This window comes from Flavivirga sp. 57AJ16 (assembly GCF_028736925.1).
Lineage (GTDB): Bacteria > Bacteroidota > Bacteroidia > Flavobacteriales > Flavobacteriaceae > Flavivirga.
In genome coordinates this window covers 61,331-75,566 of record NZ_JAQZAT010000017.1, presented here as the reverse complement: position 1 = coordinate 75,566, position 14,236 = coordinate 61,331, and the positions used below count along the sequence as shown (strand labels likewise).

Here is a 14,236-nt window from a genome sequence, read left to right as displayed (position 1 = left end):
CCATAGATATTCTATATGTTGAATCTGGGTTTAAAGATATTCAAAAAGAATAAGCAAGTTATAATTGTTTATAATTATTAATAATTCCCCTTAATTAAAAGCGCAACAATGGTTATTTTCACACCTTAAAATGAAAATGAATTGGAAAAGTATTTAAGTCAGTTAAACGAAGCTCAATTAGAACCTACCATTCAAATTGACGGCCCTATGATTGTTATTGCGGGTGCCGGATCAGGAAAAACACGTGTGCTTACGTATCGTATCGCTTATATGATGAGCAAAGGTATCGATGCTTTTAATATTTTGTCGTTGACCTTTACCAATAAAGCTGCTCGCGAAATGAAAGAGCGTATTGCTACTATTGTTGGGGCTAGTGAGGCTAAGAATTTATGGATGGGTACTTTCCACTCGGTATTCGCTAAGATATTGAGGATAGAGGCGGATAGATTGGGATACCCGAGTAATTTTACTATTTATGATACTCAAGATTCCGATAGGCTAATTGCATCTATTATTAAGGAAATGAACCTTGATAAGGATATTTATAAATACAAGCAGGTGCGTTCCAGAATTTCATCCTATAAGAACAGTTTGGTTACTGTGCGTGCTTATTTTCAAAATCCAGAGCTAAAAGAAGCCGATGCTATGGCAAGACGGCCTAGAATGGGTGATATCTATAAAGAATATGTAGATCGTTGCTTTAAGGCTGGGGCTATGGATTTTGACGACCTATTGCTTAAGACCAATGAGTTGCTAACACGGTTTCCAGAAGTTTTAGCAAAATATCAAAACCGTTTTAAATACATTTTGGTTGATGAGTATCAAGATACTAATCATTCCCAGTATTTAATTGTGAGAGCATTGTCCGATAAATTCCAGAATATTTGTGTCGTAGGTGATGATGCACAGAGTATTTATGCTTTTCGTGGTGCTAATATTAATAATATCCTGAATTTCCAAAAGGACTATGATGATGTCAAGGTATTTAGGTTAGAGCAAAATTATCGGTCTACAAAAAATATTGTGAATGCTGCGAATTCCATCATTGATAAAAACCAAACAAAGCTCGATAAAATAGTTTGGACAGCGAATGACGAAGGCGCTAAAATAAAAGTAAACCGTTCGTTAACAGATGGTGACGAAGGTCGTTATGTAGCGAGTACCATCTTTGAAAACAAGATGCAAAATCAGTTAAAAAACAGTGATTTTGCGATTTTATATAGAACGAATGCACAATCGCGCTCTATAGAAGATGCGTTACGTAAGCGTGATATCCCTTATAGAATTTATGGCGGTTTATCGTTTTATCAACGTAAAGAGATAAAGGATGTTTTATCTTATTTGCGGTTGATTATTAACCCTGCCGACGAAGAGGCTTTAAAACGTGTTATTAATTTTCCACCTCGAGGCATTGGCCAGACCACAGTCGATAAATTAATCGTTTCTGCAAATGGTTACAATCGTACCATGTTCGAAGTGATGAAGAACATTGATAAAGCAGATGTTAAAATTAACTCAGGGATCAAGACCAAACTTCAGGATTTTGTAACCTTGATAGAAAGCTATCAGGTATTAAACCAAACGGCTGATGTCTTTGAGCTCGCAGAGCATGTAACGAGAACGAGCGGCCTTATAAAAGAGTTCAATAAAGACGGAACGCCAGAAGGGGTTACCCGAATGGAGAATATAGAAGAGCTCTTAAATGGTATGAAGGATTTTGTGGAAGGGCAAAAAGAGATTGCAGATACCACAGGGTCTTTGGCAGAGTTTTTGGAAGATGTGGCGCTAGCTACCGATTTAGATGCTGATAAAGGTGATACAGATCATGTGGCCCTTATGACCATACATTTAGCAAAAGGATTGGAATTTCCGTATGTATACATCGTTGGCCTGGAAGAAGATCTGTTTCCCAGTGCCATGAGTATGAATACACGTAGTGAATTGGAGGAGGAGAGGCGTTTGTTTTATGTGGCATTAACACGTGCCGAAAAGCAAGCCTATTTAACGTATGCACTGTCAAGATACCGTTGGGGTAAATTAGTCGATTCTGAACCCAGTCGTTTTATTGAGGAAATAGACGAGCAGTATTTAGAAATTATGACGCCTATTGAGGAACGTCGTTTTAATCCGATGTTGGATGCTGATATTTTTGGAGATGTCAGTCCTGAGCCTAATAAAATTAGATATAAACCAGCTAAACAGCCTGTATTTAAAAAGGGGAGTGCAGCAAAGAAGGCGCCTGAAAAGTTTCAAGTAACGACCCCTAAAAACCTAAAACCTGTTGCTAACACTAACGGGAATACTAATTTATTTGACAGTAAACTGGTGGTGGGTAATATTGTTAAACATATTCGTTTTGGAACTGGAGAAGTTTTAAAAATAGAAGGCACTGGAGCAGATGTTAAAGCCGAAATTAATTTTCAGCATGGTGGTGTTAAAAAATTGCTATTGCGTTTTGCTAAGTTGGAGGTTGTTGGGTGATGGTTTTTAAATTTGTTTGTTATTTCACAGAGCTTCACTGAGGTTTTACTGAGTTGCACAGGGGAAAAATCGTCAAGATATGCCATTCAAAAATCGTAATTCGTTAATTGTTAATCAATTTGCCTGTACAATTAATAGTAGAACCTATTCTATTGATATCTGACATAAGACCGCTTTGCTATTAGAACCAAGAATAAAGACTTGATTGTAACTAACTGACAAGCAGAAATACAAACAAATATCATTTTCCGTAAACCTGAATTCTATTATAAAAAGCAGAGTATTTAATTTAGTAGAATTTATTTATCTCTATTGTGTGGGATCAGGAACAAAAGTTGTATGTAAAATGTTAAATTAAATTATGACTAATACCAATTATGACTCAAAACAACCCCTATAATTTGTTTAGCTCACAGATCTAATTTGATAAATAGGAGTTCATGAATCTTCGATTTCTATTTTGCTCATATTTCAATATAAAACATGAGCTCAGCTTGACAGGGTATAAAACCATAACAAAGGCTATGATTGAATTTTCTATCATATCAGGACAAAATATAAATCAAATTGTTTATAGCTCATTTTAAATAATAATTGGTATAAAATTTAAAATAGTATTCGAAGAATGTGAATTAGGCTTGTTTCTTTAAAAAGGGAGGATAATTTCGATTTTATCGAAATTTAGGAAGGTTAAATTAACGACTGGGCAGTTTAAACCACTTCAATAAATATCACTTCACCATACAAACAGAATTCACATGCCCGTTTCCATCATATTCTTTTATACTGTTATTGGGATCCACGATCCATACGCCGTCTACAATAAACTTATAATGATGTTTCCCTCCGGATAGTGGTACAACATATTTCCAACCATAATCCATTTTGCGCATAACTAAATCATGTTCATTCCAATTATTAAAAGAGCCAGCTAAAACTACTTTATTGGCTTTAGTATAGCCTTTAAGTTTAAACGCTGTATATTTTTTTATATCTATGACTGAATTATATTCACCAAACTCATTTTCTGTTTTATGGGGATTATTGGGGTCTTCCATCCAGTGTCCGTCAACAATAAAGCGGTATTGGTATATGTCTGGTTTCATTTGTAATGTCAATTCCCATCCACTTTTAGTTTTGTTCATTTTAAAAAGCGATTCGTTCCATTTATTAAAAGAACCCGCTAAAATGACTTTTTTAGCATGGTTATAACCTTTTAATTTAAAGCTGGCGTTACCATCTTTATGTGGGTAAGCGGTATACATTTTTAGGTTGTATACGCCACGAAGTTTTCGTCCATTTTTAAGCGCTTTGGAAACGTTCGGATCTTTTTTTGAAGGTTCTGCCCAATAGGCATTGTTTATAACAAATTTAAACTCCCATGAAAATTCATCCGTGAAATCATCTAAGCTTTTTCTAAGTTCATAGTTGAATTCATCTATTTTTTTCATCTGCCAATGATCCCTGGACCAAAGATTAAAATCTCCGGAGACTGCTACATTTTCAATATCAAAATCTTCAAAATCATGAATTTGACCTGTGTATTCTTGAGTGAATTTCGAATAATCCCTTACATCGAAAGCAAATACGACCGTATCTCCTTTTATTTCATAGCCTTTAAACGTATTGTTTTGGCCATACGAGCAAAAGCTTATAAAAGCAAAGACTAAATAACAGATATGTGATTTTATTTGCTTCACTGTGTGTTTAACGGGTAATTTATAAAATATAATTTTTCTTTTTGATAATTAATAATGGTTCTTTTTTGAGCAAAAAATTCATAACCCAAAATACCATCTAATTGCGTTCCAAAGGCCTCATTCATTTTATTTAAGTTGGTAAGAACGGTTAGCATGGGACCAAAATAAATAGTTTTACTTAGTTTAACACGATGTAGTTTTCCTGCCAGAACTTCTATTTTTTTGTTACCGGCACCAGATAAGGATAAGCGTCTTTTGGGAATAAAATATTTCAAGACTTTTCTATTAACTTTTCTATTTATTTGATTAAATTCTGCTGCAGAGTCTATTCCAAATTTGACTTTTTGATTATTAACCGTTCCACAGACTATAATAGTATGGTTTTTTAAGTTAAAAGGTAAACTGTCTACAATTTTTTCTAAGTATATATTATCATTTAATTTATTTCCGAAACGATCCACTTTTGTCAGTGTTATTTGATTTAAGTGTAAATCTATAAAAACCTCATAATCTTTTAAAATACTATAGCCGATGATTCCTAAGAGTTTTATTTTTTTACTTTTTTCAATATGCGATATGTCAATAACATCCGAGTCTTTATTATGGAGTTTTAAGCTTTCTAAAGCAAATTCTTTAATTCTTCTTTGATGTGAATTATCAATAGACTGTATGACCCCTGATGTTTCTTGACTTTTTCTTTGATATTCATAAAAATCAGGGAAATGGATCTTATTAAGTATCATGGTTTCAGAACCAGTATCAATAATAAAGTTTCCTTTTTTATTTAAAAGCTCTGCTTCCACAACAATTAAATGGTCAATTAATTTAAATGGAATTCTAGTAGTATAATTATCTAAAACTTCTGCTTGGGTAAAAAAAATAGGGGTATAGGTATCATCATTTGCATTTGCTAAATTGATACCAAAAGCTAGAAACAATATAAAAGAAACGAGTCTTAGCATACTAATAAGACTAAGATAATAATGAAATGTTACATCATTTAAATCACAAATGATTATTTATAAAAACTTTAAGTTTTGTCCAAGTATCCAGCAATTCCAAACCAACCCATCCATGACCGGCATTTGGGTATAAAGTGAACTGATTTGTAACACCAAGATCTTCAAGTTTATCCCGTAAATCGGTTCCTTGTGTCGTAGGGATCAAAGGGTCATTACCTCCATAAAATAAGATAGTGGGTGGTGCAGAGGGAGTAACACGGTGATAGGGGCTGACTTCTTCTAAAAATGACATGGTTTGATTGGCCCCCAGTGCGTTTAACAACTCCTGTAATGCTGTGTTTGTGCTATTTAAATAGGCAGGATCCGTTAAATTAGTAGGGCCAACGATACTACAGACCATATTTGTGTTATGGTCATTATCAAAGGCATAACTCCATAATAGCGATAAGTGAGCACCAGCACTGGTACCAATAAAACCGATATTTTCGGAAATGGTATATTTTTCCTTATTACTTTTTAAATAGTTAATAATAGAAGAAATGTCTTCAATTTGCATGGGGTATGCCTTGTTATTGGCATCAGCCAATCTGTAATTAATATTGGCAATAGCCAAGTTTGGAAAATCTGTCCGTAATAGATCCTTAATAGGATTCATATCTTCTTTATCTCCCGAGGTCCAACCTCCGCCATGTACCAAAACGATTGTTTTGGTGTTTAAACTTCGATGGGCAGGTAGGTATAAATCGAATTTTTGATCGGTATCATTTCCATATGAAATGTTTAGTTCTTGATAGTAGGTTTTTGGATCTAAACTGTTAGTGTCTTTTTTTTCAACTGCTTCATTAGAACAATTAAAGTATAGTGTTATAAAAAATAAGTTTAAGAAATGATATTTTAGACTTTTCATAACGAAAATAATATTTACTTTGTAAACGAAAATACAAGATAGTTATTATGGCTGATTTTTTTAGAATATATGAAGAAAACCCTAACCCTAAAGAGGTTGAAAAGGTTGTTGCTATTCTAAAACGTGGCGGGATCATTATTTATCCAACGGATACCGTTTATGGTTTAGGCTGTGATATTACCAATATGAAAGCTTTAGACCGTATTGCGAGAATTAAAGGCGTAAAACTGGAAAAGTCCAATTTTTCGTTTGTATGTCATGATTTAAGTAATTTGAGCGATTATATAAAGCAAATAGATACCTCGGTTTTTAAAATATTAAAAAGAGCACTTCCCGGGCCTTATACATTTATTCTTCCCGGATCTAAATCATTACCGAATCCGTTTAAAAAAAGAAAGACGGTTGGTATTCGTGTGCCAAATAATAATATTGCTTTGGAAATTGTAAAACAGCTTGGAAACCCTATTATATCGACTTCTATACATGATGATGACGAAGTTATTGAATACACCACAGACCCAGAGCTTATTTTAGAAAAATGGGATCATTTGGTAGACTTGGTCATTGACGGTGGTTATGGCGATAATGAAGCTTCTACGGTTATAGACCTTTCTGAGGGAGAACCTATTGTTATTAGGGAAGGCAAGGGGAGTTTGGAGATTTTTTGATTATTTAAAAGATATAAGACCGTTTCGCTTTTAGAACCAAGAACAAAGACTTAATCGAAACTAATTAACGTGAGTTCGATTTAAAACAAGGGAGTTTTTAACAATAAATTCACTAATAATGCTATTTGTCGCCTTGAGCGCAGTCCGAAAGGACATTAAAACCGCTATTTAAATGGGTTTCGACTGCGCTCAACCTGACAACCAAGGTTAAATTATTGATAATCAGATTAATAATATTATGCTTACATCGAACTCACGTTAATTAACAACCTTAACTATATTCGTATATAGTTTTATCTAGACTTTAATTTAATTCGATAATTTTAATCAGGCAACGATCATTGTTTATTACAAAATTTCCTTTGGAATTATTTTCCGTGTCCAGGTTTTTATACGCTTATATTTATTCACCTCAGAATCGGGATTAAATTCCAGGGTTGTTTCCCATGAGTTTTCAGGTTTAAATGCTTCTTCCATGCCTTTTAAAACACCATTGGAAACTTTATCAGAATGAACAATAACAATACATTCGGTATTTAAATTGGCGCTTCTGGGATCAAGATTAAAAGTACCTATCACGGTTACTTTATTATCAATAACCATGGTTTTTGCATGCAATCCAAATATAGGTTTGTGGTCCAAGGTCTCCTGGAGTTCTCCGGTCATTATTTTCATGCGCTCTGCTGCATCAGGACGAAATTCATATATTTTCACGCCAGTATGTAACAATTTGGTTCTGTTTGTTTGATAACTACTAAAGGCCTCTACATTATCTGTCGAAGCCAGACTGTTGGTAAGTATTCTAATTTTTACGCCACGATCAACAGCTTCCTTAAATAGGTTTTGACTTAGCTGTGAGGTAATTAGGTAAGGTGTTTGGATCTCGATGGAAGATTTGGCATTTTTAACTAAATCAATTAATGCGCTCGTTGAAATGCCACCACCTCCTAAACCATTTTTACCATCATTTTTACCAGGAATATCTGAAATAAATGCCACATCATCCAACCAAACTAAATCTCCAGAATTTTTAATCTCTTTAAATATAGCAGGAAAATTCTCTATTCTTTTCCTTACTTGTGGCCAAAAATTATCTGGATTACATGCATATTCATGCAGGTTATTAAACCTGTTTTCTGAATAAACTCTTTTGGAGCCTTCTTCAATGACACTTGTAACATCTTTACTTAAAGGGCTATTCCAAAAATCGTCAAAGGACTTGTTAACGGCTTTTGATGCTTTGCCCAAAAGTAGAATGTCCCTATCTCTAAAATTATACTCATGATCGTAATCAAAGTACTCATCAGCGATATTTCGACCACCAGTAATAACTATTTTGCCATCTACTATAAACGCTTTGTTGTGCATGCGTTGATTTGCACCCCTAAAATCTGTTGCGAATTTTTTGATTTTACTAAAAAGGTTCTTTCCTAAATTCACACCTGGGTTATAAATTTTTAGGGTGATATTTTCATGTGAACTAAATGTGAGTAAATCTTCGATGTCTGCATCCACCATAATATCGTCAACAATAATTCTTATTTTAACGCCACGATCTGCCGCTCTTATTAAATAGTCACAAGCTATGAGTCCCACATTGTCTGTTGAAAAAATGAAGTATTGAATATCTATCGTCTTTTCTGCATATTCACTTAACCAGGCTCTGGCCACCATGGAGCCGCTACCATCTTCAAGAACATACACACCTGTTTTGGTTTTCATCAATTCGGTCACAGTTTCAAGCTCATTTGAAAGTGTTATATTATCATTTCTATGAATTTGTGAGCAAAAGTCTGTTTCTTGTATATTGGTTTTCTTCTTAACACAAGCAGAGAGAATGATTAAAAGAATAAGACAGTAGTTTTTGAATTTTAATGTAGGGTTTGGTTTTGTTGTCATGGGGATTATTCAAGATCGTATGGTATAGAATACGAGGGATGGTTTTTATAAAAGTAATAAATTTTCGAGAAGTCAATAAAAATGGGCTTCACTATCTAACCGACTTTAAATTTATCAAATAACTGAATGTCCGTAATCATACATAAAGATATTTTTGTCATTCAGAATACTTCGACTACGCTCAGTACAGGCTATAGTGAAGAATCTGTTGATAATCAATGAGATCCCTCGTTGCCTCGGGATGACAAAATCAATATACTTTTGATTTATGATAAATTACGGACAATCAATCAAATAATTTTGTTTAGGTACTTAAGCCGCTATTTTTTAGATAGCGTATTAATGGCAGTTATTTCTTTTTTAATTTGTTTTAGATAATCTGTCAAATTATTTTTCATTAATTGTAATCCTTCGTCATAAACATCTACAAGGTAAATTTGATCCTCTTCCATTCCTTTTTTAACCCAAGATTTATGCTCTTTTAAACTTCCCTTTCTGATTATAATTAGGTGATAATATTTAATATCAGAATTCCAGTCTCTTATTGTTAATTCATTGAAATCAGAAATTTTTTGGTCATTATTTATGTTTTTTTGTCCTATGTCAGAATTTAAAAAGGCATCACAATTCTCAAATTTATAATGAGGGTTATTACTATCAATGTTTCTATAAGTCATTTTATCACCATTATTGAGTATGAAATTTTTTATTTCCTCAAATTCATTCGTGTCAATTTGACTTGTAACATTTTTAAAATTCATTTGCTTATTTATATTTTTGTTAGAGGTATTTTTTGTCGAGCTACAATTAAATACTATTATTGAAAATGTAAATATTATAACTTGTTTAATCATTTTTCTTAATTGTCACTAACATATGGGTATGTTTATCAGTGTATATATCCCATATTAAATATATTTACAAATTTAATAGATTTAATAATAGATTCACCGTTATTATTCATTAAGTGGTATTTTAATGAGATGCCCCGTAAAAAAGAGGCAAATACAGGTAGGGTAGAGTTATTCTATGTAAACCAATGCACTCTATTTTAAGGGAATCTACCTTCAGAACAAATATATTGTGTTTCTTGATGATGTTCAGAGCGACACTTTTTAGACAATGTCCATAAAAAAAGCCCAACTAAAAAGTTGAGCTTTCATTTATATTTTTTAAAACTGATTAGTTTCCACCAGCTTCAAGATTTTTCATTTCTTTTTCAATCATATCATAGAACTGATCGATTTTAGGAAGTACTACAATACGTGTCCGTCTGTTTTTTGCTCTGTTTTCTGCAGTATCATTATCTACTAATGGTACATAAGAACTACGGCCGGCAGCAATTAATCGACCTGGGTTTACATCTAAAGTTTCAAGTACTCTAATGATAGATGTAGAACGTTTAACACTTAAATCCCAGTTATCTATTAAAGGCTCTTTATTGTAAGGTACGCTATCTGTGTGACCTTCTACCATACATTCAAAATCAGGCTTGCTGTTTACTACTTTAGCAACTTTTGCAAGAACATCCTTAGCTTTAGATGTTACGTTATAACTACCACTTTTAAATAATAATTTATCAGCAATAGAAATAAATACAACACCCTTTTCTACATTGACTTCAATATCCGGGTCGTTAATACCAACCTCACGTTTAAAGCTTGTTACTAATGCTAAAGTAACACTGTCTTTTTTAGTAATGGCATCTTGTAAACGTGTAATTTTTAAATCTTTTTCTTTAATGCTTTCTAAAGTTTTCTCAATATTACTAGCTCCCTTTGCAGATAGAACCTGTAAATTGTCATTACTTTTTCGTAAATCTGCTATTTGCTCTTCTAAGGCAGTAGCTCTTGCCATTGCAGATGCTTTGTCTGCTATACAAGAATTCAATTTCACAGTTGCAGAGTTAAGCAAATCTTGGGTTTCTTTTTGTTTTGCTTCAAGATCTGTAAATTGTTTTTTAGAAACACAAGAACTTAATAGTAGTGTTGTAAATAAACTAAATAATAAGAGTTTTTTCATAATAGGTTATGCGGATTAATTTTCCTTTAAAAATTGATTAAACAAAAGTATATAAAAAACGCTAAATTTTAACAATGTTAACAAAACTTTTGCGAACTATTTATAAACTTTTATAATTGGTCTTGTTATTTACGAAATAATCAACCACTATGGATGTTCTTTGGTAATATTTTATTTTATTCGTTATGGATTTTCGTTGTTTTAACAATCTTTTTAAATTATTATAGAAACCAACATGCGCTTTTACTATAGCGATAGTATGTTTTGGTTTAAGTTCGAGCAAAAACTTTATTCCTGCCATACCATCTAAAATTAACCTAATGAATATTAAGGGAAATAAAAACCCTTTTGCGTTTTTGACCAGGGCAAACAAACTATTTCTAAAATTTAGATAGGTCTTTTTAGGGTTGCTACCGCTAAGTGTGGCACCGCCTACATGATAAACCTCAGATTGACTTACATATTTTATGGCGTGTCCCATATTTTTAGCTCTCCAGCATAAGTCTATTTCTTCCATATGGGCGAAAAAGTATTCGTCTAACCCGTTTAACTGTTTAAATGCGGCGCTCCTAATAAAGAAGCAGGCTCCTGATGCCCAAAATATTTCAGCATGGTCATCATACTGCCCAGAATCTTTTTCAATAGTATTAAAAATACGCCCTCTGCAATACGGATACCCATACTTGTCTATAAATCCGCCAGCTGCTCCGGCATATTCAAAATGATCTTTCTTTTTATAATCCAATAGTTTAGGTTGAATAATGGCCGTGTTTACTTCTTTTTTAAAGGTTTCAATAATTGGGGGCAACCAGTTTTTAGTAACTTCCACATCGCTATTTAACAAACAAAAAACATCTGCATTTATATGTTTTAAAGCTTCATTATAGCCTTTTGCATAACCACCGTTTTCTTTATTTTGAATTATTTTTATAGCTGGATAAGTGGCTTTTACGAAAGGAACAGAACCATCTGTAGAGGCATTATCTGCTAAATATATATCTGCTTCCTTCGAAAATTCAATGACCGATGGTAAAAACTGCTCTAAAAGCTTTTTACCATTCCAATTTAATATAACGATTGCTATTTTCAAGTTTTAAGGGTATTGTTTAAAAAATTTCTTTTCTGTTTTTATTATAGATTTACTAAACACTGCTTACTACTTTTCAAAGTTAATATTTTTAATCGCGCTAAGACGCAAAGTCGTCAAGGAAATACTGAATACTGAAATCGAAGTTGAAGTTGAAGACTGAAGACTGCTCACTGTGGACTGCTTACTGAACACTGATCACTGAATACTGATTACCGTTCACTAAAACCAGGAATGTCCTTTAAAAAATGATAACATTCATTTTCAAAGTCCATTTGGCAATAATAATGATTTAATCCATTGGTAACCATTAAATAGGTAGCATTTAACTCTAAATTATAACGTGCTATTTGATCGAATGTATCTTGGTTTATAACAATTTTGGGCGCTTTACATTCCACTATTAAATAAATACTCCCATTAGGATTATATACTACTATATCGTATCGCTTTCTTAAAGAGTTAACAATCAATTCTTTTTCGACGTTAATTAAAGATTTAGGGTATCCCTTATTATTTATTAAATATTGAACACAGTGTTGACGTACCCATTCTTCGGGTTGTAAAATCACAAATTTTTTACGAATACTATCGAATATAGAAATTTTATTTTCGCTATTTTTGAATCGAAACGAAAACTTTGGAAAATTAAGTTCTTGCATGAATGCGCACTGATTTTTTTCAAAGTTAAGCTACAAAACCAGAAATCGCAATAATCAAACATCAAATCCTGATAAAATGTAGCTCTTATTTGGAACCTGGCGTTTGTAATTTGAAAATTTAAGATAGTTTGGACGAAGTCAAACAATTAGTTACCGATATAAAGAATAAAAAGCTAAAACCCATTTACTTCTTAATGGGAGAGGAGCCTTACTATATCGATAAGATCTCCGATTTTATTGAAAGCACCGTTTTAACAGAGGAAGAACGTGGTTTTAATCAAATGGTTTTATATGGTCGGGATGTAACGATAGAGGATATTGTTGGTCATGCAAAACGCTATCCAATGATGGCAGAACATCAGGTAGTTATTGTTAAAGAAGCACAGGATTTATCGCGTACTATCGAAAAATTAGCGTCTTATGCTGAAAATCCTCAGCCCACCACTGTTTTGGTGGTTAATTATAAGTATAAAAAGATTGATAAGCGTAAGTTACTGTATAAAACGTTAAAAAAAACAGGTATCGTTTACGAAAGTAAAAAGCTTTACGAAAACCAGGTGGCAGATTGGATTCGTCGTGTGTTATCTTCTAAAAACTATACCATTTCACCTAAAGCAGCACAAATGCTTGTTGAATTTCTAGGAACAGATTTAAGTAAAATAAATAATGAGTTGGAAAAACTTCAAATTATTTTACCAAAAGGAACTCAAATTTCACCAGAGCATATTGAAGAAAATATAGGTATTAGTAAAGATTATAATAATTTTGAATTGCGTAAAGCCATTGGAGAAAGGAATACTATCAAGGCTTTTCGAATTATTAATTATTTTGCCGAAAACCCCAAAGATAATCCAATGGTAGTAACGGTGTCCCTACTGTTTAATTTCTTTTCACAGTTGCTTCATTTCCATGGATTAAATGATAAGTCACCTAGAAATGTTGCTTCCGCTTTAAAAATAAACCCTTATTTTGTTAACGAATATATAGCAGCTGCGCGACATTACCCCATGCGTAAAGTAAGTACGGTCGTTTCTACATTGAGGGAATTTGATGTGAAAAGTAAAGGTGTAGGTGCTAATATGGTTACGCAAGGAGATTTATTAAAAGAATTATTGGTAAGAATATTATCTAATTAATATGAATGTAGATATTCACGAAAGTTGGAAACCTTATTTGGAAGAAGAATTTGCTAAGCCTTATTTTAAGGATTTAGTGAATTTTGTTAGATCTGAATATAAATCCCAAACCTGTTTCCCGCCTGGAAAACAAATTTTTAATGCATTTAATCATTGTCACTTTAATGATGTAAAAGTTGTTATTATTGGCCAAGATCCATACCATGGCCCTAGACAAGCAAATGGGTTATGTTTTTCTGTTAATGAAGGTATTGGCCATCCGCCGTCATTAATTAATATTTTTAAAGAAATAGAAACAGATTTAGGAATTCCATATCCAGAAAGTGGTGATCTTTTACGTTGGGCAGACCAAGGGGTGCTATTATTAAATGCGACACTAACAGTTAGAGCACATCAAGCAGGGAGCCATCAAAAAAGAGGCTGGGAAACCTTTACCGATGCTGTTATAAAAATAATAAGTGAAAATAAAGAGAATATGGTGTTTTTACTTTGGGGTGGTTATGCCAAGCAAAAGATAAAGCTAATAAATACTAATAAACATAAAATATTAACTTCTGGACATCCTTCTCCTTTAAGCGCTAATAGGGGATATTGGTTTGGAAATAAGCACTTTAGTAAGACTAACTTCCTGTTGGAGCAAGCCTCTCAGATTCCTGTTCAATGGTGATTTGCGGTGTAAGTACCACAGGTTTTTTGTTTGGTTTAGCCGTTT

At 32.9% G+C, this 14,236-nt stretch carries 12 protein-coding genes; 4 read left to right on the top strand and 8 right to left on the bottom strand.

Features of this window, described 5'->3' with window-relative positions; translation table 11 throughout:
• Positions 1-141 precede the first annotated feature (141 nt).
• A complete protein-coding gene (locus PQO00_RS16835; protein WP_274186027.1) occupies positions 142-2,481 on the top strand; it encodes an ATP-dependent helicase in 2,340 nt (779 codons plus the stop codon).
• A 731-nt stretch (positions 2,482-3,212) separates the two neighbouring features.
• On the opposite strand, the gene PQO00_RS16830 is transcribed toward PQO00_RS16835, so the two are convergent.
• Genes PQO00_RS16830 through PQO00_RS16820 form a run of 3 tightly spaced genes read right to left on the bottom strand, consistent with a single transcriptional unit; the run spans position 3,213 to position 6,050 of the window.
• Complete coding sequence (locus tag PQO00_RS16830; RefSeq protein ID WP_274186026.1) at positions 3,213-4,181, bottom strand: glycogen-binding domain-containing protein; 969 nt, start codon at positions 4,179-4,181, stop codon at positions 3,213-3,215.
• The gene (locus tag PQO00_RS16825) at positions 4,178-5,143 is read right to left on the bottom strand and encodes a hypothetical protein (protein ID WP_274186025.1); all 966 of its coding nucleotides are present in this window, start codon (positions 5,141-5,143) and stop codon (positions 4,178-4,180) included. Before PQO00_RS16825 ends, PQO00_RS16830 begins: the two co-directional genes overlap by 4 nt.
• A gap of 43 nt (positions 5,144-5,186) precedes the next feature.
• Positions 5,187-6,050: an alpha/beta hydrolase gene (locus tag PQO00_RS16820; protein WP_274186024.1), complete on the bottom strand. Its 864-nt coding sequence runs from the start codon at positions 6,048-6,050 to the stop codon at positions 5,187-5,189.
• A 47-nt stretch (positions 6,051-6,097) separates the two neighbouring features.
• On the opposite strand from PQO00_RS16820, the gene PQO00_RS16815 reads away from it, so the two are divergent.
• Complete coding sequence (locus PQO00_RS16815; RefSeq protein WP_274186023.1) at positions 6,098-6,718, top strand: L-threonylcarbamoyladenylate synthase; 621 nt, start codon at positions 6,098-6,100, stop codon at positions 6,716-6,718.
• A gap of 348 nt (positions 6,719-7,066) precedes the next feature.
• Here PQO00_RS16815 and PQO00_RS16810 read toward each other — a convergent pair whose 3' ends face one another.
• The 5 genes from PQO00_RS16810 to PQO00_RS16790 all read right to left on the bottom strand — a co-directional run bounded on the left by PQO00_RS16810 (position 7,067) and on the right by PQO00_RS16790 (position 12,388).
• Complete coding sequence (locus PQO00_RS16810) at positions 7,067-8,617, bottom strand: phospholipase D family protein (protein WP_274186022.1); 1,551 nt, start codon at positions 8,615-8,617, stop codon at positions 7,067-7,069.
• A gap of 320 nt (positions 8,618-8,937) precedes the next feature.
• Positions 8,938-9,378 (bottom strand): hypothetical protein, encoded by a 441-nt coding sequence (locus tag PQO00_RS16805; protein WP_274186021.1) that lies wholly within the window; start codon positions 9,376-9,378, stop codon positions 8,938-8,940.
• A 421-nt stretch (positions 9,379-9,799) separates the two neighbouring features.
• Complete coding sequence (locus PQO00_RS16800; RefSeq protein WP_274186020.1) at positions 9,800-10,639, bottom strand: OmpA family protein; 840 nt, start codon at positions 10,637-10,639, stop codon at positions 9,800-9,802.
• A 100-nt stretch (positions 10,640-10,739) separates the two neighbouring features.
• Positions 10,740-11,729: a glycosyltransferase family 2 protein gene (locus PQO00_RS16795; protein WP_274186019.1), complete on the bottom strand. Its 990-nt coding sequence runs from the start codon at positions 11,727-11,729 to the stop codon at positions 10,740-10,742.
• 209 nt (positions 11,730-11,938) lie between these two features.
• Positions 11,939-12,388 carry a type I restriction enzyme HsdR N-terminal domain-containing protein gene (locus PQO00_RS16790; protein WP_274186018.1) on the bottom strand — a complete coding sequence of 150 codons (450 nt, stop codon included), beginning with the start codon at positions 12,386-12,388 and terminating at the stop codon, positions 11,939-11,941.
• A gap of 128 nt (positions 12,389-12,516) precedes the next feature.
• On the opposite strand from PQO00_RS16790, the gene holA reads away from it, so the two are divergent.
• Together holA and ung are read left to right on the top strand one after the other, a co-directional pair.
• Positions 12,517-13,524, top strand: coding sequence for a DNA polymerase III subunit delta (holA, locus tag PQO00_RS16785; RefSeq protein WP_274186017.1), 1,008 nt, complete (start codon positions 12,517-12,519; stop codon positions 13,522-13,524).
• Position 13,525: 1 nt separating this feature from the next.
• Positions 13,526-14,191 (top strand): uracil-DNA glycosylase, encoded by a 666-nt coding sequence (ung, locus tag PQO00_RS16780; protein ID WP_274186016.1) that lies wholly within the window; start codon positions 13,526-13,528, stop codon positions 14,189-14,191.
• Positions 14,192-14,236: the final 45 nt, after the last annotated feature.